This is a genomic window from Streptomyces sp. CB01249, assembly GCF_001905735.1.
Classification (GTDB): Bacteria; Actinomycetota; Actinomycetes; order Streptomycetales; family Streptomycetaceae; genus Streptomyces.
In genome coordinates, this window is record NZ_LISW01000001.1 from 93222 (window position 1) to 120070 (window position 26849).

Sequence of the window (26849 nt, forward strand, 5' to 3'; positions counted from 1 at the left end):
GGTACGAGAACGGGCGGCTTCCCTCACGGGAGGCCGCCCGTCGGCCGGTCCGGGACCGGCCCCTGGCTCGTCGTGGATGCAGAGGTGTCAGTGTTCCTCTTCGGCGGCTTGGGCCTGCACGGCCGTCAGTCGGTCCGTCTCATCCTGTATTTCCGCGGCGATCTTCTTGAGTTCCGGCTCGAACTTGCGACCGTGGTGGGCGCAGAAGAGCAGTTCACCGCCACTGATGAGCACGACGCGCAGGTAAGCCTGGGCGCCGCAACGGTCACAGCGGTCTGCTGCGGTCAGCGGGCTCGCGGGGGTCAGAACAGTAGTCACGTCGCCTCTTCTCTAGCTCGACGAGCTGTCGTACCAGGGTCAACATCCAACCAGGCCGAAAACGTTCCCGCTCGTGGCTTTTCTTCGAAACTTCTTCTCGGGATGGCTGTCTGTTGCCGGTTCGCGGCGAATGTGCCGTATTGCGTGGCGCTACGGGTTTCGCGTTGCTTGGCTTGGTCAGTCCGGGCCGGCTGGCTTGCCGGTTGTTGATGAGGACGTGCCCGGAGCCTAAATGGTTCATGCCTGGAAGGGAACGTGATGTGCACGTCACCCCTGCGGGGGGATCGAACATGTATACGAGTCTGGTTTAGGGTGAGGTTCTTCTAGGGTGGCGTTTCACCCGCTCTACCAGGCATCGGTACCCTCACAGCGGCACCGAAGCCGAGCCCGTGACCCTCAGGGCCCCAAATGAAATTCAGCGAGGAGCGAACCGCGTGACCGCCGATACGTCCGTGCCGTCCACTGCGCTGCTGACCGGAGCAGACCGAGACGGTTCCAACTACACCGCGCGGCACCTGCTCGTACTCGAGGGGCTCGAAGCGGTTCGCAAGCGCCCGGGTATGTACATCGGGTCCACCGACAGCCGCGGTCTGATGCACTGCCTCTGGGAGATCATCGACAACTCCGTCGATGAAGCCCTCGGCGGCTACTGCGATCACATCGAGGTCGTACTCCACGACGACAACTCCGTCGAGGTCCGGGACAACGGCCGGGGCATCCCGATCGACGTCGAGCCCAAGACGGGTCTTTCCGGCGTCGAGGTCGTCATGACCAAGCTGCACGCCGGAGGCAAATTCGGTGGCGGCTCCTACGCCGCGTCCGGAGGGCTGCACGGTGTGGGCGCCTCCGTGGTCAACGCCCTCTCCGCCAGGCTCGACGTCGAGGTCGACCGCAACAGCGCGACCCACTCGATCAGCTTCCGGCGTGGTGTCCCGGGGATCTTCACCGAGCAGGGCCCGGACAGCCCGTTCGACCCGGCCAACGGGCTGCGCAAGGGCAAGCGTGTCCCGAAGACGCGCACCGGCACGCGGGTGCGGTACTGGGCCGACCGGCAGATCTTCCTCAAGGACGCCAAGCTCAACCTGGAGACGCTTCACCAGCGGGCCCGCCAGACGGCCTTCCTCGTCCCCGGCCTGACCCTCGTCGTGCGCGACGAGCGTGGCCTGGACGGAGCGGGCAAGACGGAGGAGACCTTCCGCTTCGACGGCGGTATCAGCGAGTTCTGCGATTACCTGGCCCAGGACAAGGCCGTCTGCGACGTCCTGCGCCTGACCGGGCAGGGCACCTTCAAGGAGACCGTCCCGGTCCTGGACGACCGCGGACACATGACGCCCACCGAGGTCACGCGCGAACTGGGCGTGGACATCGCGCTGCGCTGGGGCACCGGGTACGAGACCAATGTGAAGTCGTTCGTCAACATCATCGCCACCCCCAAGGGCGGCACCCACGTGACCGGATTCGAGCGCTCCGTGACCAAGACGGTCAACGAGGTGCTGCGCTCCGCGAAGCTGCTGCGCGTGGCGGAGGACGACATCGTCAAGGACGACGCCCTCGAAGGCCTCACCGCGGTCGTGACCGTGCGCCTCGCGGAGCCGCAGTTCGAGGGCCAGACGAAGGAGGTGCTCGGCACCTCGGCGGCCAACCGGATCGTCGCCAACGTGGTGGCCAAGGAGCTCAAGGCGTTCCTGACCTCCACCAAGCGAGACGCGAAGGCCCAGGCCAGGGCCGTCCTCGACAAGGCGGTGGCGGCCGCTCGCACCCGGATCGCAGCCCGTCAGCACAAGGATGCGCAGCGTCGCAAGACGGCGCTGGAGTCGTCCTCCCTGCCGGCGAAGCTCGCAGACTGCCGTAGCGACGACGTGGAGCGCAGCGAGCTGTTCATCGTGGAGGGCGACTCCGCGCTCGGTACGGCGAAGCTCGCTCGGAACAGCGAGTTCCAGGCACTCCTGCCGATCCGCGGCAAGATCCTCAACGTTCAGAAGGCGTCGGTTTCCGACATGCTGAAGAACGCCGAGTGCGGTGCGATCATCCAGGTCATAGGAGCCGGCTCCGGGCGCACCTTCGACATCGACGCCGCCCGGTACGGCAAGATCGTCCTGCTGGTCGACGCCGATGTCGACGGCGCCCACATCCGGATCCTGCTGCTGACGCTCTTCCAGCGGTACATGCGGCCGATGGTCGAAGCGGGCCGGGTCTTCGCCGCCGTGCCGCCACTTCACCGGATCGAACTGGTCCAGCCCAAGAAGGGCCAGGACAAATACATCTACACCTACTCCGACAATGAGCTGCGCCAGCGGCTGCTGGAGCTCCAGCGCAAGAACATCCGCTACAAGGACTCGATCCAGCGCTACAAGGGGCTGGGCGAGATGGACGCCGACCAGCTGGCGGAGACGACGATGGACCCCCGGCACCGCACGCTGCGGCGGATCAACATCGGTGACCTGGAGTCCAGCGAGAAGGTCTTCGACCTGCTGATGGGCAACGAGGTGGCGCCGCGCAAGGAGTTCATCACCAGCTCGGCGGCGACGCTGGACCGCTCGCGCATCGACGTCTGAGCGTCCGTTCCGAGGCCCGGCCGGTGTTCCGGCGCGGGGCGGGCCCCGGATGTCGTCTCCACCCGTGGGTGGAGACGACATCTCCACCCATGATCCACCCGGGAGCCGATCTGCTCGGCCGGGCTCTTCCGTAGCTTCGGAGACGCAGAACTTCTCGCATCTCGGAGGCGCCCATGTCCGGGCTTGTCAACGCCCTGGTGATCATCGCGGTCATCGCCCTCGTCGTGGTCCGCCAGTGCTCGGCGCAACAGCTGTCCGGCGGCCGGCGCTGGTGGCTGCTCCCCGGCGTTCTGTGCTTCATGGCTCTGCGGGAGCCCGGACTCGTGGACCCGCACCATCGGATAGCCTCGGCCGTCATCCTGGGCGCCGAGCTCGTCGTCGGGCTGGTCACGGGTGCCGGGTGGGCGTGGACATCCCGCGTCTGGCGGGCTGAGGACGGCTCCCTGTGGAGCAAGGGGACCAAGGCCACGGCTCTGGTCTGGGTCGGCGGACTGGCCCTGCGGGCGGCTCTGTACGGCGTCGCGGTGTTGCTGGGCGTGCATCAGGGCAGCCCCGCCCTGATGGCGGCTCTCGCGGCGACTCTGCTGATACGGGAGGGGCTGCTGGCACGCCGGGCCGCAGCGATATCCGGGCCTCACAACGGGCCTGTCGTCGGCGCCGCGGTGCGGCAGGAGTGGAAGGACAGCGTGTGACACCCGACGCCTGGACGAGCTGGCCGTCGAGGGAGGCGCTCGCCCGGGAAGCCCGCAGCGGCCCGCGCAGAGTGATCGGCTGGTCCGTGCGGGCCAGCCTGCTCACCCTGATGCTGTGGGGGACCTTCACCAACGGGCTGTTCGGGCCCTTGGAGGTCGTCGTCGGGCTGATCGTGGTGCTCGTCTGCGCACTGCTCGCCGTCGCCTTCTTCCGGACAAGTCTCGACAACCGCCTGTGGCCGTCGCTCGGTCTGCTGGGGATGCTCATGCTGGCCGGATTCGGGGCGGGGCAAGCGGGGGCGACGGTGCCCGCGACAGTGCTCTGGTGCGCCTGCGCCGTCACCGCTCTGGAACGGCTGCCCCTGGTGGCGGGAGTTCCGGCCACAGCGGTGGCCCTCGGCGCCTACGTGGTGGTCGACACCGACGACTGGCTGACCACCGCGGTGACCACGGCCGGCCTCTGCCTCGCCGGGTATGTGCTCCGGCTGGACGCCGAGGCCCGGGGCAGTGCGCAACGGCTGCTCGCCCAGGAACGGGCGGCCCGGGCCGCGGAGGCGGAGCGGGCCGCGCTGGACGAGCGTTCCAGGATCGCCCGGGAGATCCACGACGTGCTGGCCCACAGCCTCTCCGCGCAGCTGGTGCACCTGGAGGCCGCACGACTGCTGATCGAGAGGGAGCCCGCGGGGGAGTTCCGGGATCAGGTCCTGCAACGGGTGGTCGCGGCCCGGGCGATGGCGCGAGAGGGCCTCTCCGAGACCCGTCAGGCGCTCTCCGCGCTACGGGGCGAGGTGTCACCCGTGGAGGACTTCCTGAGGCAGCTGGTGACCGCTGAGCCGGCCGAGGTCAGGGTCGAGGGCGCGCAGCGCACCCTGACCGCGCAGGCGTCGCAGACCGTCCGGCGGGTGGCGCAGGAGGCCCTGACCAACGTGCGCAAGCACGCGCCCGGAGCCAGGGTGCAGCTCCGGCTGGAGTACCAGCCCGACTGCGTCGTGCTGGAGGTCAAGGACTCGGGAGGGCGGAGTCCGGAAGGGGACCTGGCTGCCAGCGGTTCCGGATACGGTCTGCTCGGGATGCGGGAGCGGGCCGAGTTGCTGGGCGGCACGCTGGAGGCAGGCCCGGGCGAGGAGGGGTTCGTGGTGAGTCTGCGGGTGCCCGCGTGACGGCGCGGGTGGTGGTGGCCGACGACCAGGCGGTGGTACGGGAGGGCATCGTCATGCTGCTCGGTCTGCTGCCCGGGATCGAGGTCGTCGGATCGGCGAAGGACGGGGAGGAAGCGGTCGCGCAGGTGGCCGAGCACGCGCCGGACGTGGTGCTGATGGATCTGCGGATGCCCCGCTGCGACGGGGTGGAGGCGACCCGGCGCATCCGCGAGGAGTTCCCCGGCACGCAGGTCGTGGTGCTCACGACCTTCGCGGACGATGACTCCCTGTTCCCCGCGCTCAGGGCGGGGGCGCGGGGCTACCTCACCAAGGACGCCGGGGGCGACGAGATCGTTAGGGCCGTTCACGCCGTCCTCTCGGGTGAGGCGGGGCTCTCGCCGACGGTGCAGCGCCGGCTCCTGGAGCAGGTGACCGAGGGGCCCCTCGTGACCGGTGCCGGCGGTGAGCCGGAGCCGCCGGACGGGATGACTCCGCGGGAGGCCGAGGTGCTGGTCCTGATCGCCGAGGGGATGTCCAACGCGGACATCGCCCGCGCCCTCCACATCTCGCAGGCCACGGTGAAGAGCCACATCAACAACCTCTTCGCCAAGGCCGGCCTGCGCGACCGGGCCCAGGCGGTGCGCTATGCGTACCAGCGGGGGATGGTGCGCCCGCCCGGGAGATCCTTCACCTGAAGAGGTGAAGTCTCGCGAATGAAGTGCCCTGGATCTTCCCGATCTGCCCATTCTTGGATATGCGGCCGAAGTGGTCCGTGGACAAGGGGAGTTGTTCGGTGGAGAAGGAAGCAGGGCGCGAGTCCGCAGCGATGCGGCTCGACGACCCGTGGGACGACGCGCTGACCTCCGGGTGGGGCGAGCCGGACGGCGCGGCCGGCCCCACGCCCGCCGTGGTGCCCGGACCGGCCGCGCCGCGCGGTGGCCACAGCGCGGCCGACATCTATCTGGAGGTGCAGCGCAGCGAGGCGTTCCAGGAGGTGCGCCGTCGCTACCGGCGTTTCGTCGTACCTGCCACCACGGCCTTCCTCGTCTGGTACCTCGCCTACGTCGTCACGGCGGTGACCGCGCCCGGGCTGATGGCGCGGCCGGTGGCCGGAGCGGTCAATGTGGCGATGGTCGTGGGGCTCGGCCAGTTCCTGACGACGTTCCTGCTCACCGGGGCGTACGCGCGGCACGCCCGGCTGCGCAGGGACCGGGCCGCGCTCGATCTGCGATGGGAGACGCAGGAGATGACGCGGGGGGCCGGGCGTTGAGAGGCGACCACCAGACCCTGGCGCTGCTGCTGTTCAGCGCCTTCATCGCGGTCACCCTGGGCATCACCACCTGGGTGAGCCGCAACCGGCACGGCTCGGCGGAAGAGTTCTACGCGGGCGGCCGACTGTTCTCACCCATGGAGAACGGTTTCGCCATCGCGGGCGACTACATGTCGGCCGCCTCCTTCCTCGGCATCTCCGGGCTGATCGCCCTGTTCGGCTACGACGGCATGCTGTACTCGGTCGGCTTCCTGGTCGCCTGGCTCGTCGTCCTGCTGCTCGTCGCGGAACTCGTGCGCAACTGCGGCCGATTCACCCTCGCCGATGTGGTCGCGGCCCGGATGGCGGAGCGCCCGGTCCGTATCGCCGCGGGAACGTCCTCCGTCACCGTGTCCGTGCTCTATCTGGTGGCGCAGATGGTCGGTGCCGGGAGTCTGGTCGCGCTGCTTCTCGGCGGCACGAGCGGTGCCGCCCGTTCCTGGACCGTCGTCGGCGTCGGGGCGCTCATGGTCGTGTACGTCTCGCTCGGCGGGATGCGCGCCACCACCTGGATCCAGATCGTGAAGGCCGTCCTGCTATTGGCGGGCACCGTGGTGCTCACCGTGCTCGTGCTGGTCCACTTCCACGGGAACTTCAACGCGTTGCTCAACTCCGCCGCCGACCGCAGCGGGTACGGCAAGGACTTCCTGTCGCCCGGACTCCGGTACGGGGGGAGTTGGACGGCGCGCATCGACTTCATCAGCCTCGGCCTCGCCCTGGTGCTGGGCACGGCGGGGCTGCCGCACATCCTGTCCCGCTTCTACACCGTCCCCACCGCCCGCGCCGCCCGCCGGTCCGTCGTCTGGTCCATCGGCCTCATCGGCAGCTTCTACCTGATGACCATCGTGCTCGGGTTCGGGGCCGCCGCGCTGGTCGGCTCGGCCGACGTACGGGAGTCGAATGCCGCGGGGAACACGGCGGTGCCGTTGCTGGCCATGGTGCTCGGCGGGGGCGAGGGCTCCACCGGGGGGACGATCCTGTTCGCCGTGGTCGCCGCCGTCGCCTTCGCGACCATCCTGGCCGTCGTCGCCGGGATCACCCTCGCCTCGTCGGCATCCGTCGCCCACGATCTCTACGCCTCGCTCAAGCGGCCCGGTGCCAAGCAGCGCAGCGAGGTGGCCGTCGCCCGTGTCGCGGCGGCAGGCATCGGCGTCGCCGCCATCGGGCTGGGCCTGCTCGCCCAGGATCTCAACGTGGCGTTCCTGGTGGGGCTCGCCTTCGCCGTCGCCGCCTCGGCCAATCTCCCGGTCCTGCTCTATTCGCTGTTCTGGCGGAACTTCACCACGCGCGGGGCGGTCTGGTCCGTCTACGGCGGGCTGATCCCCGCCGTGCTGCTCGTGGTGCTCTCCCCGGTCGTTTCCGGCAGCCCCAGCTCACTCTTCCCCGGCGTCGACTTCCAGGTCTTCCCCCTGGAGAACCCCGGCCTGGTCTCCATCCCGCTGGGCTTCCTCGCCGGCTGGATCGGGACCGTCACCGCGAACGAGCCCCCGGACGCGGCCAAGCACGCGGAGATCGAGGTGCGCGCGATGACCGGGGCCGGAGCGGTCTGAGCGCCGGCCGCCCCGACAGTCAGACCCCATCCGTGCAGAACACGCACTCCTCCCAGAACGGCAGCCCGTTCAGGACCCGGTGACGTACGCAGGAGGCCCTCGCGGCCTCCTGCGGGCCCGGCAGGACCTCCTGGCCGGCCTTCGCGGTCGCGGGGTCGAAGGCTTCGACCATCGCCCGGTACGTGCGCAGGTAGCCCTCTGCCCGGGGTGGTTCGTACGTCAGCTCGTCCCACCGGTGATGGGTCAGGGCCAGATCGAGGACGCGCAACAGGAAGTCCTTGGCCGCGGCGGCCTCCTGTGGCGAGTCGCCCCAGTCGAGCTCCTCCAGATCGAAACCGACGACGCCGCGCCCCATCACGTTCTGGTTCTGCAGCGTCAGGAGGGCGGCGAAGCGGAAGTCCCAGGGTTCCCGAGCGAGCTCCGAGACGGCGAATGTCAGTACGTCCACGAACACCGCCGTACCGCCGTTGGTCAGGGACAGATGCCGACCGTCGGATCCCTCGAACTCGTTCATGGCTTCGAGGGTATGGGCAGCTCGACTCACGCCCCGAGGGGTGCCTGGGCCGGGCGGTGGCGGGTACGGTGGCGCCGATGAGGGAGCGGAGCGGCGCCCCGCGGGCACTTGCTGAAATTCATCTCTGATTCCGACCCCACGCAATCTGCTTGCGTTTCTTGCGCTAATCTTGCGCGTATGACGCGACGACTTGCTCAGGTGGCACAGAAGGTTGGAGTCAGCGAGGCCACGGTCAGCCGGGTACTCAACGGCAAGCCCGGCGTTTCCGACGCCACGCGGCAGGCCGTCCTCTCCGCGCTGGACGTCCTCGGTTACGAGCGACCGACCCAGCTGCGCGGTGAACGGGCCCGCCTGGTCGGCCTCGTCCTGCCCGAACTGCAGAACCCGATCTTCCCCGCGTTCGCCGAGGTGGTCGGCGGTGCGCTCGCCCAGCAGGGCCTCACTCCGGTCCTCTGCACCCAGACCAAGGGGGGCGTCTCCGAGGCGGACTACGTCGAACTGCTCCTGCAGCAGCAGGTCTCGGGCGTGGTCTTCGCCGGTGGTCTCTACGCCCAGGCCGACGCCCCGCACGACCACTACAAGGTGCTGGCCGACCGCAAGATCCCCGTCGTCCTGATCAACGCGGCCATCGCCCATCTCGGCTTCCCCTGTGTCTCCTGCGACGACTCCGTGGCCGTCGAACAGGCGTGGCGCCATCTGGTGTCGCTGGGCCACGAGCGCATCGGTCTGGTGCTCGGCCCCTCGGACCACATGCCCTCGCAGCGCAAGCTGGCCGCAGCCCGGGCGCTCGCGGAGGAATCCGGCACGACCATCCCGGACGAATGGGTGACCCGGGCGATGTTCTCGCTGGAGGGCGGGCAGGCCGCCGCCACGCGCCTGCTGGACGAGGGCGTCACCGGCTTCATCTGCGCCAGCGACCCGCTGGCCCTCGGGGCCGTCCGCGCGGCGCGGCGGCGGGGCCTGTCGGTGCCCGACGACGTGTCCGTCGTGGGCTACGACGACTCGGCCTTCATGAACTGCACCGAACCCCCGCTCACCACCGTTCGCCAGCCGATCGAGGCGATGGGGCGGGCCGCGGTGGAACTGCTCTCCGTGCAGATCGGCGGCCGCGCCGTGCCGTCGGACGAGCTCCTCTTCGAGCCGGAGCTGGTCGTCCGGGGTTCCACGGCCCAGCCGCCCCGCGCGGCTTCCCGCTGACCGTCGGGATTTTGCACCCCCGACGCTTCCAATTGCGTGCTTACGGGGACGGGAGCGGCTGGGGAGGCCGGGGACCGGTGTAGTGCCCGCTGGGACGCATCCGCAGCGGGCGTTCCCCGTACTCCTCCAGCGCATGCGCGATCCAGCCCGCTGTACGGGCAATCGCGAACACCGTCTCTCCCGCCTCCGCGGGCATGCCCGAAGCGACCGAGAGCACGGCCAGCGCCAGATCGACGTTGGCGTGCAGGGGGACGTCCCGCGCGGTAGTGGCCACCACGTCGCGGGCGGCGGCCAGGGCCGGTCCGGCCTGCGGGACGCGTTCGAGCAGGCCGAACAGCGTACGGGCGCGCGGGTCCTCGCCCGTGTACAGCCGGTGCCCGAGCCCCGGCACCCTGCGCCCCGCCCGCAGATGGTCCGCCACCACCGGCGCAGCGCCACCGCGCTCCAGGACCTCGGCCAGCATGCGGTGGGCCAGCCCGCTCGCCGCCCCGTGCAACGGGCCTTCCAGTACGCCGAGCCCCGCCGACACCACCGCGTACGGATGGGCCCGGGCCGATGCGGCGACCCTGGCAGCCAGCGTAGAAGCGGCCAGATCGTGGTCGATGAGCAGCGCAAGCGCGGTGTCCAGCACGGCGAGTGACGGTCCGTCGGGCTGACGGGCGGTGAGTTTCGGCCACAGTTGGGCCGCCAGACCGCAGGACGCGCCGGGTTCGCCCGCATCCACCGTGCCGTGCTCACCACCGCCCACCGTCGGCAGCGCCGCGACCAGCGCCGGGATCAGGCTGCGCGCGCCGCCGAGCACCGTCTCGCGCGACAGGTCGAAGCGCAGCGGGTCGGCGGCAGCGGCGGCCACCACCGCCACCCGGAGCCGGTCCGTGGACCCGCAGTGCACCGGCAGCGCACCGACCGCCCGCCGGGCCGCCGCCACCGCCTGCTCCGGGGCCGTGAAGCGGATGCCCGGCCGCAGCTCACCGGTCCACAGCCACTCGGCGACCTCCTCGTACGCATAGCGAGCGGCCAGCTCCGTCGCGTCCACGCCCCGGAAGTAGTAGCGGTCATCGGCGATGAGGGTGATGCCGGTACGGACGGCGGGCTCGGCCGGGGCCGGCTCCCTGCGCCCCGTACGCCGGGCCAGCGCGTCGACCTCCGCCGCGTCGAACGTGCTGCCGCGACCGCCCGGCGCGCGGCTGCTGCTCAGCTGCCCCCGGCTGACGTACGCGTACACCGTCTCGGGCTTCACGCCCAGGCGCTCGGCCGTCTCCCGCGTCGTGAGCCGCCGCCCGTCCGCCTCTGATCGCTCCGTCATGTCGCCACCGTATCCATATGCCGCCTTGGCATCCATGCGTTCACATTGATTCAATCAATATTGACAGGAATCCTGTCATGCATGGACAGTCGAATCAATATCAAGGAGTCACCCGACTGTCCACGGAGGAAGCAATGACGACCATGACCGGCGGAACACCGCTCGACGTCCCCCGAGGTCTCGCGGGTGTCGTCGTGACCGATACGGCGCTCGGGGACGTCCGGGGCCGCGAGGGCTTCTACCACTACCGCCAGTACTCGGCGGTCGAGCTGGCGCAGGCCCGTGGCTTCGAGGACGTCTGGTACCTCATGACCGAGGGCGAGCTGCCCGGCCCGGAGGCCCGCGCCGACTTCGCCGCCCGCACGGCCGCCCTGCGCGTACTGCCCGACGCCGTACGCGAGGCGCTGCCCGCCATAGCGCGGGCGAGCGCGGTGTCCGGCCCGCTGTCCGGGCTGCGTACAGCGCTCTCCCTGCTCGGCGCGTCGGCCGGATTCCGGCCGGTGTACGACATCGACGCGGACCGCCGCCGGGCCGACGCCCTGGCCGTCTGCGCGGCCGTCCCCACCGTGCTGACCGCCCTGCACCGCCTCGGCCAGGGCCTCGAACCCGTCGAGCCGCGCGCCGATCTGCCGCACGCGGCCAACTACCTGTACATGCTCACCGGTTCCGTACCGGACGAGGGACGGGCCAGGGCGGTCGAGCAGTATCTGATCTCCACCGTGGACCACGGCTTCAACGCCTCGACGTTCACCGGACGGGTCGTCGCCTCGACCGGAGCGGACGTCGCCGCCTGCCTGGTGGCCGCCGTCGGCGCGCTCTCCGGCCCCCTGCACGGAGGCGCCCCGAGCCGCGCCCTGGACACGCTCGATGCGATCGGCACCCCCGACCGCATCGACGGCTGGATCCGCGAACGGGTCCTCGCGGGCGACCGGATCATGGGCTTCGGCCACCCCGTCTACCGCACCGAGGACCCCCGCTCGCGCATGCTCCGGTCCATCGCCCAGGGCTTCGGCGGCCCGCTCGTGGAGTTCGCCGTCGAGGTGGAACGCCAGGTCGAGGCGATCCTCGCCGAGCTCAAACCGGGACGCGAGCTGCACACCAACGTGGAGTTCTACGCCGGAGTGGTCATGGAGCTGTGCGGGCTGCCGCGCGAGATGTTCACGCCCACCTTCTGCACGGCGCGGGTCGTGGGCTGGAGCGCCAATATCCTGGAACAGGCGGAGGACTCCAAGATCATCCGCCCGGCGGCCCGCTACGTCGGCCCGCCCCCGCCGCAGCCGGTCCCGGCCGTCTGACCCTGCAGGAAGGCACCCGTTGAGCTCGTCGTCGCCCCACCGCCCCCGTATCCCCGTCGTCGTCCTCGCGGGATTCCTGGGATCCGGCAAGACGACGCTGCTCAACCACCTCCTGCTCCACCGCGCGGGCAACCGGATCGGCGTGATCGTCAACGACTTCGGGGCCATCGAGATCGACGCCATGACGGTCTCCGGGCAGGTCGGGTCCACCGTGTCGCTGGGCGGCGGCTGCCTGTGCTGCGCCGTCGACGTGAGCGAACTGGACACCTACCTGGAGACCCTGACCCGGCCCTCCGCCCGGCTCGACGTCATCGTCATCGAAGCGAGCGGCCTCGCCGAGCCGCAGGAACTCGTCCGCATGATCCTCGCCAGCGACAACCCGCACATCGTGTACGGGGGACTGGTCGAGGTGGTCGACGCCGCCGAGTTCGAGGCGACCCGGGAGCGCCATCCGGAGATCGGCCGCCATCTCGCGGTGGCCGATCTCGTCGTGCTCAACAAGACGGACCGGGCCGGGGACGAGGAGTGCGCCCGCGTCCGGAAGGCCGTCGCGGAGACCGGAAGCACGGCGGCGGTCATCCCGGCCACGTACGGGCGCATCGACCCCGAGCTGCTCTTCGACCCGGCGCTGCGGCCCGAGGGCGAGGAGAAGGCCCGTCAGCTGACCTTCGAGGACCTGTACTTGGAGGAGCGTGCGGCGGAGGACGGCGACGGGCACGGGGGACATCTGCACACCGCGTACGAGAGCATCGACTTCGACTCCGGCGTCCCGATGGACCCCCGCAGGCTGATGCGGTTCCTCGACTCACGGCCAGAGGGGCTGTACCGCATCAAGGGGTACGTCGACTTCGGCGCGGGCGACCCCGGCAACGCGTACGGGGTGCACGCCGTCGGCAGGTTCCTGCGGTTCACCCCCCGCCCCTGGACGCGCGGCGAACCGAAGCGCACCCAGCTCGTCCTGATCGGCTCCGGCATCGACGCACCGGCCCTGCGCGAGGAACTGGAGAGCTGCGGGGCTTCGGAGGACGCGGCCGGGGAAACGCCGCAGGACGCCGCACACGAGCGAGCCATGTGGGGCGTCCTGCGCTACGTGGAACAGCCCGGCGACGACGACGCGTAGCGCGCACCGCCGCCGGGCCGGACGGCCTACGCCGGGCCGGCGATCACCGCGACCGGGCTCTCCAGCGGCGTCCCGGAACCGTCGCGCCGCGGGTCGGGCTCGGGCAGCGACGCCGGGGCGCCGTTCTTCTGCGCAGCCCTGGCCGGCAGCGCGCCCGCCCAGGCGAACACCAGCACGTCCTCGCCCTTCAGGAACCGCTGGCAGCGCACCCCACCGGTCGCCCGGCCCTTGCGCGGATACTGGTCGAACGGGGTGAGCTTGCAGGTCAGGACCGAGTCGTCCAGCGTGCCGTGCGAACCGGCGACCGTGAACACCGCGGCGTCCGCCGCCGGGTCGACCGCCGCGAACGAGAGCACCCTGGCACCCGCCCCCAGCTTGACGCCCGCCATACCGCCGGCCGGCCGCCCCTGCGGGCGGACCTGCGCGGCCGGGTAGCGCAGGAGCTGGGCGTCCGAGGTGATGAAGACCAGGTCCTCCTCGCCCGTCCGCAGCTCCATCGCACCGACGATCCGGTCACCGTCCTTGAGGGTGATGACCTCCAGCTCGTCCTTGTTGGCCGGGTAGTCCGGCACCACGCGCTTGACGACGCCCTGCAGCGTGCCGATGGCGAGACCCGGTGACGCCTCGTCGAGCGTGGTGAGGCAGACGACGTCCTCGTCCGCCTCCAGCGTGAGGAACTCGCCGACCGTCGCCCCGCCCGACAGGTTGGGCGCCGCGTGCGTGTCCGGGAGCTGGGGGAGATCGATCACCGGGAGCCGCAGCAGCCGCCCGCTGGACGTCACCACGCCGACGTCGCCGCGGGCCGTCGCCGCCACCGCCGAGACGATCGCGTCGTGCTTGGCCCGCTTGGTGCCCTCGGCGACGACGATCGGCTCGTCGTTGGCCGTACGCGCCAGCAGGCCCGTCGAGGACAGCAGCACCCGGCACGGGTCGTCCGCCACCTCCAGTGGCACCGACGCGACCTGCGAACCGGCCGACTCCAGCAGCACCGTGCGCCGGGCCGTGCCGAACTTCTTCGCGACCGCGGCCAGTTCCGCGGAGACCAGCTTGCGCAGCTCGGTGTCCGATTCCAGGATCGTCGTCAGCTCGGCGATCTCGGCGTCCAGCCGGTCCCGCTCGCTCTCCAGCTCGATCCGGTCGAAGCGGGTGAGCCGGCGCAGCGGCGTGTCCAGGATGTACTGCGTCTGGATCTCGCTCAGCGAGAAGCGCTCCATGAGCCGCTCCTTCGCCTGCGCCGAATTGTCGCTGGAGCGGATGAGCCGGATGACCTCGTCGATGTCGACCAGCGCGACGAGCAGACCCTCGACCAGGTGCAGCCGGTTGCGGCGCTTGGTCCGGCGGAACTCGCTGCGCCGCCGCACCACGTCGAAGCGGTGGTCGAGATAGACCTCCAGCAGCTCCTTCAGCCCCAGCGTGAGCGGCTGGCCGTCGACCAGCGCCACGTTGTTGATGCCGAAGGACTCCTCCATCGGCGTCAGCTTGTAGAGCTGCTCCAGCACCGCCTCCGGCACGAAGCCGTTCTTGATCTCGATGACCAGACGCAGGCCGTGCGAGCGGTCCGTGAGGTCCTTGACGTCCGCGATGCCCTGGAGCTTCTTCGCCGAGACCAGGTCCTTGATCTTGGAGATGACCTTCTCGGGGCCGACGGTGAAGGGCAGTTCGGTGACGACGAGGCCCTTGCGGCGCGGCGTGACGTTCTCCACGACGGCCGTGGCACGGATCTTGAACGTGCCGCGGCCGTTGGCGTAGGCGTCCTTGATGCCGCCGAGGCCCACGATCCGCCCGCCCGTCGGCAGGTCGGGACCGGGGACGTACCGCATCAGCGTCTCCAGGTCCGCGCCCGGATGCTTGATCAGGTGCCGGGCCGCGGCGATGACCTCGCCCAGGTTGTGCGGCGGCATGTTGGTCGCCATGCCGACCGCGATCCCGGCCGCGCCGTTGACCAGGAGGTTGGGGTAGGCCGCCGGGAGGACGACCGGCTCCTGCTCCTGACCGTCGTAGTTCGACTGGAAGGCGACCGTCTCCTCGTCGATCGACTCCGTCATCAGCGAGGTCGCGTCGGCCATCCGGCACTCGGTGTACCGCATGGCGGCGGGCGGGTCGTCGTTGCCCAGGGAGCCGAAGTTCCCGTGCCCGTCGACCAGGGGGAGGCGCATGGAGAACGGCTGGGCCATGCGCACCAGCGCGTCGTAGATCGACGCGTCGCCGTGCGGGTGCAGCTTGCCCATGACCTCGCCGACGACCCGGGCGCACTTCACGAAGCCGCGGTCCGGGCGCAGGCCCATCTCGTTCATCTGGTACACGATGCGGCGGTGCACCGGCTTCATGCCGTCACGGGCGTCCGGGAGGGCGCGTGAGTAGATCACCGAGTACGCGTACTCGAGGAAGGAGCCCTGCATTTCGTCGACGACGTCGATGTCGAGGATCTTCTCCTCGAAGTCGACCGGCGGCGGGGTCTTCGTGCTGCGGCGGGCCATCGCTGCTGCGACTCCTTCACGGATTTCGAGCGGGCAACCTCAGGTTCCCTCAGGTTCTGACGCGGTCCATTGTGGACCGCCGCACTGACAACCCCGACCTCGACCCGTCCCAAACGCCCCGCGCCGTCCGTCCCGAGGCGGCGGAAGACCACCTTCCGGGGAATTTCGCTCGCAGCTTCGCCGCACGGGAACTTCGGCAGGTGCCGGTTCGCTTGCATACAGTGGCGGGTGTCTTGAAGCAATCTTTCGAAGCAGCCTCCCGCAGCGGCTTCTTCACACGGACATCCAGTAGCGCGATCGAAGGGACGTACATGCCCATGGGTCACACGGCCACAGCCCAGGCCGGCTCCGGCGGCTTGACAGCGACCGAGCACCGTCTGGCCAACGGCCTGCGTGTGGTGCTCTCCGAGGACCATCTGACCCCGGTCGCGGCGGTGTGCCTCTGGTACGACGTCGGCTCACGCCACGAGGTCAAGGGCCGTACGGGCCTGGCCCACCTCTTCGAGCACCTGATGTTCCAGGGCTCCGGCCAGGTCAAGGGGAACGGGCACTTCGAGCTGGTGCAGGGCGCCGGCGGCTCGCTCAACGGCACCACCAGTTTCGAGCGGACCAACTACTTCGAGACGATGCCCACGCACCAGCTGGAGCTGGCCCTGTGGCTCGAGGCCGACCGGATGGGCTCGCTGCTCGCCGCGCTCGACGAGGAGTCCATGGAGAACCAGCGCGACGTGGTCAAGAACGAGCGCCGCCAGCGCTACGACAACGTCCCGTACGGCACCGCGTTCGAGCGCCTGACCGCGCTGGCCTACCCCGAGGGCCACCCGTACCACCACACTCCGATCGGCTCCATGGCCGATCTGGACGCGGCGACCCTGGAGGACGCCCGCGCCTTCTTCCGTACGTACTACGCGCCGAACAACGCGGTGCTCTCGGTCGTCGGCGACATCGACCCCGAGCAGACCCTCGCCTGGATCGAGAAGTACTTCGGCTCCATCCCCTCGCACGACGGCAAGCAGCCGCCGCGCGACGGCTCGCTGCCCACGATCATGGGCGGCCAGCTGCGCGAGGAGGTACGCGAGGAGGTGCCGGCGCGCGCCCTGATGGCCGCGTACCGGCTGCCCCACGACGGCACCCGCGAGTGCGACGCGGCGGACCTCGCCCTGACCGTGCTCGGCGGCGGTGAGTCGTCCCGGCTGCACAACCGCCTGGTCCGGCGCGACCGTACGGCCGTGGCCGCCGGGTTCGGACTGCTCCGGCTCGCCGGCGCGCCTTCCCTGGGCTGGCTGGACGTCAAGACGTCCGGCGGCGTGGAGGTGGCGGAGATCGAGGCCGCGGTCGACGAGGAGCTGGCCCGGTTCGCCGAGGAGGGCCCCACGGCCGAGGAGATGGAGCGCGCCCAGGCCCAGTTGGAGCGCGAATGGCTGGACCGCCTCGGTACGGTCGCGGGCCGCGCCGACGAACTGTGCCGGTACGCCGTGCTGTTCGGCGACCCGCAGCTGGCGCTCTCCGCTGTGAACCGGGTCCTCGACGTCACGGCCGAGGAGGTCAAGGCCGCCGCGCAGGCGCAGCTGCGGCCCGACAACCGGGCGGTCCTGGTCTACGAACCGGTCGAGCCCGCCGAGACAGCCGAAGAGGCCGACGCCGACACCGACGCGCACGAAGGGGCGGACCAGTGACCGACGCTGCCGCGACTGAAGTTTCGATGCAGTTCCACCCCCAGCCCGCCCCCGGGACGGCCCGGCCGTGGGCCTTCCCCGCGCCGGAGCGGGGCTCCCTGCCCAACGGCCTCACCGTCCTGCGCTGCCACCGCCCCGGCCAGCAGGTCGTCGCCGTCGAGATCTTCCTCGCCGCCCCCCTGGACGCCGAGCCCGAGGGTCTGGACGGCGTGGCCACGATCATGTCGCGCGCCCTGTCCGAGGGCACCGACAAGCGGAGCGCCGAGGAGTTCGCCGCCGAGCTGGAGCGGTGCGGCGCCACGTTCGACGCCCACGCCGACCACCCGGGAGTCCGGGTCTCCCTGGAGGTCCCGGCCTCCCGCCTGGCCAAGGCGCTCGGCCTGGTCGCCGAGGCGCTGCGGGCGCCGGCCTTCGCCGACAGCGAGATCGAGCGCCTGGTGAGCAACCGGCTGGACGAGATCCCGCACGAGCAGGCCAACCCGGCCCGCCGCGCGGCCAAGCAGCTCTCCAAGGAGCTCTTCCCGGCCACGGCCCGCATGTCGCGCCCGCGCCTGGGCACCGAGGAGACCATCGAGCGGATCGACGCGGCGGCCGTGCGCGCCTTCTACGACGCGCACATCCGCCCGTCCACCGCGACCGCCGTGGTCGTCGGCGACCTCACCGGCATCGACCTGGACGCGCTGCTCGCCGAGACCCTCGGTGACTGGTCGGGGAACACCGCCGAGCCCCGCCCCGTCCCGCCGATCACGGCCGACGACACCGGCCGGGTGGTCATCGTGGACCGCCCCGGCGCGGTGCAGACCCAGCTGCTGATCGGCCGCATCGGCGCCGACCGCCACGACAGCGTATGGCCCGCCCAGGTCCTCGGCACCTACTGCCTGGGCGGCACGCTGACCTCCCGGCTCGACCGGGTGCTGCGCGAGGAGAAGGGCTACACCTACGGCGTGCGGGCCTTCGCCCAGGTGCTCCGCTCCGGCGCCGCCGACTCCGTCTCGGGTGCGACGGGCGCCGCGATGCTCGCCATCAGCGGTTCCGTGGACACCGAGTCCACCGGACCGGCGCTGGACGACCTGTGGAAGGTCCTGCGGACGCTGGCCGCCGAGGGCCTGACGGACGCCGAGCGCGAGACGGCCGTGCAGAACCTCGTGGGCGTCGCGCCCCTGAAGTTCGAGACGGCGGCCTCCGTCGCGAGCACCCTCGCCGACCAGGTGGAACAGCACCTCCCGGACGACTACCAGGCGACGCTGTACGCCCGCCTCGCCGAGACCGGCACCGTCGAGGCGACCGCGGCCGTGGTCAGTGCCTTCCCGGTGGACCGGCTGGTCACGGTCCTGGTCGGGGACGCCTCGCGCATCGAGGAGCCGGTCAGGGCACTCGGCATCGGAGAGGTGTCGGTCGTCACCGGCTGATCCGCGGCTCGGCCCGCTCGACGGGCAACGGGGAGGGTCCGGCGCGAGGTCGCGACGGACCCTCCCTGCGCGCTTGCTCACCTTTAATCCCTTCTGCACCTTTTGTGCACTAAGGGATCGGTTCACCCTGTGGGATGCGCTACAAAACCCCGTGTCCGTTTGGTGGCCTGAAGTCCGCCCGCTTAGCGTCGGGTCCGCTGTCCGCCACTCGTACGCGCATCCGTGACGTACCGGGCAGCCATCGCCGAGTCCCCGTCAGGCGCGAGCCTGGGGAGCCGGGGACCCACCGTCCCTGGGGTGAATCGGATGCCCGCGCTCCGTCCGGGGCGTGGCGTCCGTAGGAGACCTTCCTGCTCCGAACCCGTCAGCTAACCCGGTAGGCGAGAAGGAAGGAAAGGACCAGCCACCCCATGGCGTTCACCCGTGCCACCGGGAAGCACCGTGCCCCGAGCCGTTTGACGCGCGCCGGCGCCAAGGCCGTCGGCGTCGCCACGCTCGCCGCCGGCGGTGTCATCGGCTCCCTGGCCTCCCCGGCCCTCGCCGCCGACACCGGGACGGCCCCCGCCGCCACCGAGACCGGCCTCTCCCAGCTCCTCGCCATCGAGAACACCCTCGCCGACCGGATCGACGCCCAGGCCACGGCGCAGCAGCACCAGGCCGAGGCCGCCGAGAAGAAGGCGGCGGCCAAGGCGAAGGAAGCGGCCAAGAAGAAGGCCGAGGCCGCGAAGAAGAAGGCCGCCGAGAAGGCCGCCAAGGCCAAGGAAGCGGCCAAGGCGAAGGCCAAGGCCGCCCGCGAGGCGTCCGCCCGCGCCGGCCGCTCCACCGCACGGACCGCGCTGGGCTCGTCCTACCAGCTGCCCGTCGCCGGCTCGTACGTGACCACCGGCTACAAGTCCAGCGGCTCGCTCTGGTCCTCCGGCAGCCACTCCGGCATCGACTTCCACGCCGCGTCCGGCAGTTCCGTCGTCGCCGTCGGCTCCGGCACGGTCGTGGAGGCCGGCTGGGGCGGGGCGTACGGCAACAACATCGTGCTCCGGATGGCGGACGGCACGTACACCCAGTACGGCCACCTCTCCTCGATCGGCGTCTCCGTGGGTCAGAGCGTGGCGGTCGGTCAGCAGATCGGGCTCTCCGGCTCGACCGGCAACTCCACCGGCCCGCACCTCCACTTCGAGGCCCGCACCACGCCCTCCTATGGCTCCGACATGGACCCGGTCGCCTATCTGCGCGCCCACGGCGTCAACGTCTGACCGGTCACCGGCTCCACACCGAAGGCCCCGGCATCCCGCCGGGGCCTTCGCCGTTCTCACGCCTCCCCGCGCACCTTCCACCACCCGGCCGCGACCAAAAGATATTCATGAATTCCCGCCCGGCATCGGAAATGCGAGCGCATTGCAATAGAGTCACGCCAGAGGTGTCGATCGGCCGCTGTTCGCGGGGATTGAGGCGGAGGTTCGGACATGCGTGTTCCGGCGCATTCGGTATGCACGGCAATCCGTGACGACATCGTCTCCGGTGTCTTCGAACGCGGCAGCCGGCTCACCGAGGAGGTGCTCGCACGGCGTTACGGGGTTTCCCGCGTCCCGGTACGGGAAGCGCTGCGCACCCTGGAGTCGGAGGGCTTCGTCGTCACCCGGAGACACGCCGGAGCCTGCGTCGCCGAGCCCACGGAGCAGGAGGCAGCCGACCTCCTGGAGGTCCGCATGCTGCTGGAACCGCTGAGCGCGGCCCGCGCGGCCCAGCGCCGGACGGACGCCCACCTCAAGGTGTTGCGCGGCCTGGTCAGGCTCGGCCAGGAGCGGGCCCGCCGGGGCGAGGGCGAGGACCTGCGCTCCCTCGCCGCCTGGTTCCACGAGACGCTGGCCCAGGCGTCCGGCAGCCCCGGCCTCATCGCCCTGCTCACCCAGCTCCGCCACAAGATCGCCTGGATGTACGCGGTCGAGCAGCCGGCCCGTCCGGCCGAAGCCTGGGCCGAGCACGGGGCGCTCGTGGACGCCGTGGCGCGCGGGGACGCGGAGCGGGCGCGGGCCCTGGCGGTGCAGCTCGCCGAACGCCATGGCGCCGCGCACCGGCTCCGCCGCGCCGCCCGCCCCGCCACCGTGCCCCGGGCCGGCCGTGTGAGGGCTTCGCAACGTGCCGTAAACACCGCGAGCGGCCGGAATTAACAAAGGGCGCGTACAAATAAAGAAAGGCACGTGTAAAAAAACCGGAATAGGTGTCGCCCGCCCATTCGGTCCGTGTCCGCCTATCCGGGTCGTCATGGCTGCGGCCCGCGCACGCAAAAGCCGCGGCGCCCCATGCAGGGGGCCGCGGCTTTCCCGTGAGAATTCCGGCGGTGTCGGCCGCTCGGGCTCAGACGGTCTCCGGAAGCTCCTCAAGCCCCTCGGCAACCAGCTTCGCCAGGCGGTCCAGGGCTGCCTCGGCGTTGTCCGCGTCGGACGCGAGCACGATCTCCTCGCCGCCCTGGGCGCCGAGACCGAGCACCGCGAGCATGGAGGCCGCGTTCACCGGGTTGCCGTCCGCCTTGGCGATGGTGACGGGGACGCCGGAGGCCGTGGCGGCACGGACGAAGATGGAAGCGGGGCGGGCGTGCAGGCCCTCGGCCCAACCGACGTTTACGCGGCGCTCAGCCATGGTTCTGCCCTTCAAGAATCAACGGTTGTCTAGACCAGTGTCTCATGTGGTGCGCGATGCTCCGGGCAGACCCGCGGGCCCTCCCGCGCGCCGCGCCCGCGGTCGTCCGGAGACCTCAGAGTGCCCCGGCCCCGGCACGCCCGCGACCCGTGCGACAGCCGTAGGCTTTCCTCATGCAGCCCTCTCCGGAGCAGAGTCCGCATCACGCCTACCCCGATCACTGGGAGGCGGACGTGGTGCTCCGCGACGGCGGCACCGCGCGGATCAGGCCGATCACCACGGACGACGCCGAGCGCCTGGTCAGCTTCTACGAGCAGGTTTCCGACGAGTCGAAGTACTACCGCTTCTTCGCGCCCTACCCTCGGCTCTCCGCCAAGGACGTCCACCGCTTCACCCATCACGACTACGTCGACAGGGTGGGTCTGGCCGTCACGGTGGGCGGCGAGTTCATCGCCACCGTCCGCTACGACCGGATCGACGCGACCGGCCGCCCCGCCTCGGCCCCCGCCGACGAGGCCGAGGTCGCCTTCCTCGTCCAGGACGCCCACCAGGGCCGGGGCGTGGCCTCGACCCTGCTCGAACACATCGCGGCCGTCGCCCGCGAACGCGGCATCCGGCGGTTCGCCGCAGAGGTGCTGCCCGCCAACACCAAGATGATCAAGGTGTTCCGGGACGCCGGCTACACCCAGCAGCGCAGCTTCGAGGACGGCTCCGTCCACCTCACCCTGGACCTCGAACCCACCGCCGAATCCCTCGCCGTCCAGCGCGCCCGCGAACAGCGCGCCGAGGCCAAGTCCGTGCAGCGGCTGCTCGCCCCCGGCTCCGTCGCCGTCATCGGCGTCGGCCGCACCCCCGGCGGCGTCGGCCGCACGGTCCTGCGCAACCTGCTCGGCGCGGGCTTCACCGGCCGCGTCCACGCGGTCAACAGCGCCCTCGACGCCGGACAGGACACCATCGACGGGGTCCCCGCGCACCGCTCCCTGGGCGAGATCGGCGAGCCGGTCGACCTCGCGGTGGTGGCCGTACCCGCCGACCGCGTCCCGGAGGCCGTCGCGGACTGCGGGGAGCACGGCGTCCAGGGGCTGGTGGTCCTCTCCGCCGGTTACGCCGAGTGGGGCGCCGAGGGCCGCGAACGCCAGCGGGAACTGGTGCGCCAGGCCCGTTCGTACGGCATGCGGATCATCGGACCCAATGCGTTCGGCGTCATCAACAACTCCGAGGCCGTCCGGCTCAACGCCTCGCTCGCCCCGGACCGGCCCGCCTCCGGGCGCATCGGCCTGTTCACCCAGTCCGGCGCCATCGGCATCGCCCTGCTCTCCGGGCTCTACCGGCGCGGCGCGGGCCTCTCCACCTTCATCTCGGCCGGCAACCGGGCCGACATCTCCGGCAACGACTTCCTTCAGTACTGGTACGAGGACCCGGACACCGATGTCGCCCTGCTCTACCTGGAGTCGCTGGGCAACCCGCGCAAGTTCACCCGCCTCGCCCGCCGTACCGCCGCCGTGAAGCCGGTGGTCGTGGTCAAGGGCGCCCGGCACAGCGGCTCCACCCCGCCCGGCCACGCCGTCCCCGTCAGCCGCATCCCCGACTCCACGGTCTCCGCGCTGATGCGGCAGGCGGGGGTCATCCGCGTCGACACGGTCACCGAGATGGTCGACGCCGGGCTGCTCCTCGCGGACCAGCCGCTTCCGGCGGGCGGACGCGTCGCGATCCTCGGCAACTCGGAGTCCCTGGGGCTGCTCACGTACGACGTGTGCCTGGCCGAGGGGCTTCGCCCGCGCCCGCCCATCGACCTCACCACGTCCGCCACCCCGCAGGACTTCCGGGACGCGCTGTCGGCGGCGCTGGCCGACGGTGCGTGCGACGCCGTGATCGTGACGGCGATCCCGTGGGTCGGCGAGAACGGCGAGGCGGAGTCGGGCGACGGCGAGGTCCTGGCCACCGCGCTGCACGCGGCGGCCGCCGCCGGTCCTGCCAAGCCGGTCGCCGTGGTCCACGTCGAGATCGGCGGCCTGGCGGAGGCGCTGTCGGCCGCCACCAGCACGGTGGCGCAGCCGCGCCCGGCCACCCAGCCGTTCACGGCGGCGCAGGGGACGACGGCGGCCCCCGCCGCGCCGCCGAGCGCCCCGCAGCCCACCGCCCCGCAGCCCGCCAATGCGGACGCCGCCCCCGGCGTCCCCCCGGAGGACGCCCCCCGCCGCGGCCGCATCCCCGCCTACCCCGCCGCCGAGCGCGCCGTGCGGGCGCTCGCCGAGGCCGTGCGGTACGCGCAGTGGCGGCGGCAGGCCGCGACGCCCGGCAAGGTGCCCGACTTCCTCGACGACACCATCGACCCCCCGGGCGCCGCCGCCCGCATCGACGCGCTCCTCGGCGAGGACCCCGACCCGCGCGGCAGGCCGCTCGGCCACGACGAGGCCCGCGAACTCCTCGCCTGCTACGGCATCGCCGTACGCCCCACGCTGCCCGCCCCCGGTCCGGAGGAGGCCGTGGCGGCCGCCGCCCGGCTCGGTTACCCGGTGGCGCTCAAGACGACCGCGCCCCATCTGCGCCACCGGGCCGACCTCGGGGGCGTACGCCTGGACCTCGACAGCGAGGCGGCCCTGCGCCGCGCGTACGGCGACCTCACCGAACTGCTCGGCAAACCGGCGGAGCTGCGGCCCGTCGTCCAGGCCATGGCGCCGCGCGGCGTCGACACCGTCGTACGGGCCACCATCGACCCGGCCGCGGGCGCCGTGCTCTCGTTCGGTCTCGCCGGGGCGCCCTCCGAGCTGCTCGGCGACACCGCCCACCGCCTGGTCCCGGCCACCGACCGGGACGCCGCCGAGCTGATCCGGTCCATCCGCGCGGCCCCGGTCCTGTTCGGCTGGCGCGGTGCGGCGCCGGTGGACACCGCCGCGCTGGAGGAGCTGCTGCTGCGGGTCTCCCGGCTGGTCGACGACCATCCCGAGGTGGTCTCCATCGCCCTGGAACCGGTCGTGGTCGCCCCGCAGGGGCTCTCCGTGCTCGGGGCGAGCGTCCGCCTCTCACCGCCCCCGGCCCGGAACGACCTCGGCCCGCGCCGCCTGTCGAACTACTGACGGGCCCCGCTCGCGTCCCCCTGGACCGCCCGGGACAGGGGCTCCGGCGGCGTCCCCGGCAGCCATCCGGCCCCCGTAGGATGGTTCCCATGGCTAAGACCGGTACGACCACCCAGGGGCTGCGCGCGGCGATCGAGCGCAGCGGCTACTACCCGGCCCTCGTGGCCGAGGCGGTGGAGGCCGCCGTGGGCGGTGAGCCGGTCGCTTCGTACCTGGTGCACCAGGAGACGACCTTCGACTCCAACGAGGTGCGCCGGCACGTCACGGTGCTGGTGCTCACGGACACCCGCTTCATCGTCAGCCACACCGACGAGCAGAACGCGGACACCAGCTCCCCCTCGCCGTACGCCACCACCTCGACGGAGTCGGTCAAGCTGGACCGGATCTCCTCGGTCGTGGTCAGCCGCGTCGTCGCCAACCCGGAGAAGTACGTCCCGGGCACCCTGCCCCGCGAGGTCGTCCTGACCATCGGCTGGGGCGCGGTCTCCCGGATCGACCTGGAGCCCGCCGCCTGCGGCGACCCGAACTGCGAGGCGGACCACGGCTACACCGGCAGCACCACCGCCGACGACCTGAGCCTGCGGGTCAGCGAGGCCGGCGACGGCCCGGACACCGTGCGCCAGACCCTCGCCTTCGCCCAGGCGCTCTCCGAGGCCACGGTCGCGACCCCCGCGGCCGGCCGCTGATGGTCCAGCCGGCCTGGCCGGACGACTTCGTCCCGCTGCCCGTCGACAGCGCGCCCGTCCCGGAGTACGGCAGCGGCTCGCTCGCCGACCTGCTGCCGACCCTGCTCGCGGGCCAGGAGGTCCCGGGCTTCGAGGCGGCCATCGGCGAACTCGCCCCCGCCGACCGGAACTGCGTCTTCCTGATCGACGGCCTCGGCTGGGAGCAGATCAAGGCCCACCCCGACGAGGCCCCGTTCCTGCACTCCCTGCTGCCGACCTCGCGCGGCGGCACCGGCCGCCCGATCACGGCCGGTTTCCCGGCCACCACGGCGACCTCGCTGGCCTCCGTCGGCACCGGCCTGCCCCCGGGCGAGCACGGTCTTCCCGGTTACACCGTCCGTAACCCCGAGACCGGCGAGCTGATGAACCAGCTCCGCTGGAAGCCGTGGACCCCGCCGAAGGCGTGGCAACCCCACCCCACCCTCTTCCAGCTCGCCGACGCCGCCGGTGTGCGTACCGCCCAGGTCTCCGCCCCCGCCTTCGAGCAGACCCCGCTGACCAAGGTCGGGCTGAGCGGCGGCTCCTTCCTCGGCCGGCTCAGCGGCGAGGAGCGGATGGACACCGCCGCCGAACGGCTGGCCCACGGCGACCGCTCGCTCGTCTATACGTACTACAGCGAGGTCGACGGCAAGGGCCACCGCTTCGGCACCGACTCCGACGCCTGGCGCGGACAGCTGATGTACGTCGACGGGCTGGCCCGGCGCCTGGCCGAGCAGCTTCCGCCGCGCTCGGCGCTCTACATCACCGCCGACCACGGCATGATCGACATCCCCTTCGACGAGCAGTCCCGGATCGACTTCGACGAGGACTGGGAGCTGAGCGCCGGCGTCGCGCTGCTCGGCGGCGAGGGCCGGGCGCGGCACGTGTACGCCGTCCCGGGCGCCGCGTCCGACGTGCTGGCCGTCTGGCGCGAGGTGCTGGGCGAGCAGTTCTGGGTGGCGAGCCGGGACGAGGCCGTCGCCGCGGGCTGGTTCGGCCCCCGCGTCGACGAGCGGGTGTACGGCCGGATCGGCGATGTGGTCGCCGCCGCCCACGACGACGTGGTGATCACCGCCTCGCGCAACGAGCCGCACGAGTCGGCCATGGTCGGCATGCACGGCTCCATGACCCCCGTCGAGCAGTTCGTCCCGCTCCTCGAAGTACGCTCGTAGCCCGTTCCGTCCAGCCGCTCTCCCTTCCCGTCCCGAAAGGTGCTCAACCCCTCATGCCCGAGCTTGTGTTCTTCTCCGGAACGATGGACTGCGGAAAGAGCACCCTGGCCCTCCAGATCGGCCACAACCGGTCGGCGAGGGGCCTGCAGGGCGTGATCTTCACCCGGGACGACCGGGCGGGGGAGGGGAAGCTCTCCTCGCGCCTCGGCCTGGTCACGGAGGCCGTCGAGGCCGACGAGAACATGGACCTGTACGCGTATCTCGTCGCCCAGCTGTCCAAGGGCGGCCGGGTCGACTACGTGATCGTGGACGAGGCTCAGTTCCTGGCCCCGGCCCAGATCGACCAGCTGGCCCGGGTCGTGGACGACCTGGAGATGGACGTCTTCGCCTTCGGCATCACGACGGACTTCCGCACCCGGCTCTTCCCCGGCTCGCAACGGCTGGTCGAGCTCGCGGACCGGATAGAACAGCTCCAGGTCGAAGCCCTCTGCTGGTGTGGCGCCCGCGCCACGCACAACGCCCGGACCGTGGACGGCGAGATGGTCGTGGAGGGCGCACAGGTCGTCGTCGGCGATGTGAACCGCCCGGCGGGCGAGGTCGGTTACGAGGTCCTGTGCCGCCGTCACCACCGCCGCCGAGCCACCGCGGCGTCCGCCCAGGCCGCCGCGCTCTCCCCGGACGTCCTGCCGGTCAGCTCCGCCTGAC

The 26849-nt window shown here is 71.5% G+C and carries 22 protein-coding genes and 1 riboswitch; of the genes, 17 read left to right on the forward strand and 5 right to left on the reverse strand.

Features of this window, described 5'->3' with window-relative positions; translation table 11 throughout:
- Positions 1-87 precede the first annotated feature (87 nt).
- On the reverse strand, positions 88-318 hold the full coding sequence (locus AMK18_RS00375; protein WP_018105354.1) for a DUF7455 domain-containing protein: 231 nt from the start codon (positions 316-318) through the stop codon (positions 88-90).
- Between the two features lie 434 nt (positions 319-752).
- Between AMK18_RS00375 and AMK18_RS00380 the strand changes: the two genes are divergently transcribed.
- The 6 genes from AMK18_RS00380 to AMK18_RS00405 all read left to right on the forward strand — a co-directional run bounded on the left by AMK18_RS00380 (position 753) and on the right by AMK18_RS00405 (position 7563).
- Positions 753-2873, forward strand: coding sequence for a DNA gyrase/topoisomerase IV subunit B (locus AMK18_RS00380; RefSeq protein ID WP_018105355.1), 2121 nt, complete (start codon positions 753-755; stop codon positions 2871-2873).
- A gap of 173 nt (positions 2874-3046) precedes the next feature.
- The gene (locus tag AMK18_RS00385) at positions 3047-3565 is read left to right on the forward strand and encodes a DUF1453 family protein (protein ID WP_018105356.1); all 519 of its coding nucleotides are present in this window, start codon (positions 3047-3049) and stop codon (positions 3563-3565) included.
- Positions 3562-4725, forward strand: coding sequence for a sensor histidine kinase (locus AMK18_RS00390; RefSeq protein WP_018105357.1), 1164 nt, complete (start codon positions 3562-3564; stop codon positions 4723-4725). The genes AMK18_RS00385 and AMK18_RS00390 overlap by 4 nt, the downstream gene beginning before the upstream one ends.
- The gene (locus AMK18_RS00395; RefSeq protein ID WP_018105358.1) at positions 4722-5399 is read left to right on the forward strand and encodes a response regulator; all 678 of its coding nucleotides are present in this window, start codon (positions 4722-4724) and stop codon (positions 5397-5399) included. Before AMK18_RS00390 ends, AMK18_RS00395 begins: the two co-directional genes overlap by 4 nt.
- Positions 5400-5530: 131 nt before the next feature.
- Positions 5531-5974: a DUF485 domain-containing protein gene (locus AMK18_RS00400; protein ID WP_018105359.1), complete on the forward strand. Its 444-nt coding sequence runs from the start codon at positions 5531-5533 to the stop codon at positions 5972-5974.
- On the forward strand, positions 5971-7563 hold the full coding sequence (locus AMK18_RS00405) for a solute symporter family protein (RefSeq protein ID WP_206745339.1): 1593 nt from the start codon (positions 5971-5973) through the stop codon (positions 7561-7563). The genes AMK18_RS00400 and AMK18_RS00405 overlap by 4 nt, the downstream gene beginning before the upstream one ends.
- Before the next feature lie 19 nt (positions 7564-7582).
- Here AMK18_RS00405 and AMK18_RS00410 read toward each other — a convergent pair whose 3' ends face one another.
- On the reverse strand, positions 7583-8077 hold the full coding sequence (locus AMK18_RS00410; RefSeq protein ID WP_018105361.1) for a hypothetical protein: 495 nt from the start codon (positions 8075-8077) through the stop codon (positions 7583-7585).
- Positions 8078-8254: 177 nt separating this feature from the next.
- Between AMK18_RS00410 and AMK18_RS00415 the strand changes: the two genes are divergently transcribed.
- Positions 8255-9274 carry a LacI family DNA-binding transcriptional regulator gene (locus AMK18_RS00415; RefSeq protein WP_079199196.1) on the forward strand — a complete coding sequence of 340 codons (1020 nt, stop codon included), beginning with the start codon at positions 8255-8257 and terminating at the stop codon, positions 9272-9274.
- 40 nt (positions 9275-9314) lie between these two features.
- Here the strand turns inward: AMK18_RS00415 and AMK18_RS00420 are convergent, their stop codons facing one another.
- The gene (locus AMK18_RS00420) at positions 9315-10580 is read right to left on the reverse strand and encodes a citrate synthase (RefSeq protein ID WP_073861200.1); all 1266 of its coding nucleotides are present in this window, start codon (positions 10578-10580) and stop codon (positions 9315-9317) included.
- A gap of 134 nt (positions 10581-10714) precedes the next feature.
- Between AMK18_RS00420 and AMK18_RS00425 the strand changes: the two genes are divergently transcribed.
- Together AMK18_RS00425 and AMK18_RS00430 are read left to right on the forward strand one after the other, a co-directional pair.
- On the forward strand, positions 10715-11875 hold the full coding sequence (locus AMK18_RS00425; RefSeq protein WP_073861201.1) for a citrate synthase/methylcitrate synthase: 1161 nt from the start codon (positions 10715-10717) through the stop codon (positions 11873-11875).
- Positions 11876-11894: 19 nt separating this feature from the next.
- Positions 11895-12995, forward strand: a complete 1101-nt coding sequence (locus AMK18_RS00430) for a CobW family GTP-binding protein (RefSeq protein WP_073861202.1) — start codon at positions 11895-11897, stop codon at positions 12993-12995.
- A gap of 26 nt (positions 12996-13021) precedes the next feature.
- Here the strand turns inward: AMK18_RS00430 and AMK18_RS00435 are convergent, their stop codons facing one another.
- Positions 13022-15472, reverse strand: a complete 2451-nt coding sequence (locus AMK18_RS00435; RefSeq protein ID WP_018105366.1) for a DNA gyrase/topoisomerase IV subunit A — start codon at positions 15470-15472, stop codon at positions 13022-13024.
- Positions 15473-15783: 311 nt separating this feature from the next.
- On the opposite strand from AMK18_RS00435, the gene AMK18_RS00440 reads away from it, so the two are divergent.
- The 4 genes from AMK18_RS00440 (at position 15784) to AMK18_RS00455 (ending at position 20722) form a co-directional block, all read left to right on the forward strand.
- A complete protein-coding gene (locus AMK18_RS00440; protein WP_198956921.1) occupies positions 15784-17148 on the forward strand; it encodes a M16 family metallopeptidase in 1365 nt (454 codons plus the stop codon).
- A gap of 26 nt (positions 17149-17174) precedes the next feature.
- Positions 17175-18557: a M16 family metallopeptidase gene (locus AMK18_RS00445; protein WP_073861203.1), complete on the forward strand. Its 1383-nt coding sequence runs from the start codon at positions 17175-17177 to the stop codon at positions 18555-18557.
- 232 nt (positions 18558-18789) lie between these two features.
- Positions 18790-18954, forward strand: a riboswitch (cyclic di-AMP (ydaO/yuaA leader).
- A 13-nt stretch (positions 18955-18967) separates the two neighbouring features.
- A complete protein-coding gene (locus AMK18_RS00450; RefSeq protein WP_073861204.1) occupies positions 18968-19807 on the forward strand; it encodes a M23 family metallopeptidase in 840 nt (279 codons plus the stop codon).
- Positions 19808-20017: 210 nt separating this feature from the next.
- Positions 20018-20722, forward strand: a complete 705-nt coding sequence (locus tag AMK18_RS00455) for a GntR family transcriptional regulator (protein WP_018105370.1) — start codon at positions 20018-20020, stop codon at positions 20720-20722.
- 187 nt (positions 20723-20909) lie between these two features.
- On the opposite strand, the gene AMK18_RS00460 is transcribed toward AMK18_RS00455, so the two are convergent.
- Positions 20910-21191, reverse strand: coding sequence for an HPr family phosphocarrier protein (locus AMK18_RS00460; protein WP_018105371.1), 282 nt, complete (start codon positions 21189-21191; stop codon positions 20910-20912).
- Between the two features lie 173 nt (positions 21192-21364).
- Here AMK18_RS00460 and AMK18_RS00465 point away from each other — a divergent pair, with 173 nt between their 5' ends.
- The 4 genes from AMK18_RS00465 to AMK18_RS00480 all read left to right on the forward strand — a co-directional run bounded on the left by AMK18_RS00465 (position 21365) and on the right by AMK18_RS00480 (position 26848).
- Positions 21365-24268: a bifunctional acetate--CoA ligase family protein/GNAT family N-acetyltransferase gene (locus AMK18_RS00465; protein ID WP_079199197.1), complete on the forward strand. Its 2904-nt coding sequence runs from the start codon at positions 21365-21367 to the stop codon at positions 24266-24268.
- A gap of 89 nt (positions 24269-24357) precedes the next feature.
- Positions 24358-24954, forward strand: coding sequence for a DUF5998 family protein (locus AMK18_RS00470; protein ID WP_018105373.1), 597 nt, complete (start codon positions 24358-24360; stop codon positions 24952-24954).
- Positions 24954-26144 carry an alkaline phosphatase family protein gene (locus AMK18_RS00475; protein ID WP_073861206.1) on the forward strand — a complete coding sequence of 397 codons (1191 nt, stop codon included), beginning with the start codon at positions 24954-24956 and terminating at the stop codon, positions 26142-26144. The genes AMK18_RS00470 and AMK18_RS00475 overlap by 1 nt, the downstream gene beginning before the upstream one ends.
- A 53-nt stretch (positions 26145-26197) precedes the next feature.
- Complete coding sequence (locus AMK18_RS00480; protein WP_018105375.1) at positions 26198-26848, forward strand: thymidine kinase; 651 nt, start codon at positions 26198-26200, stop codon at positions 26846-26848.
- Position 26849 lies beyond the last annotated feature (1 nt).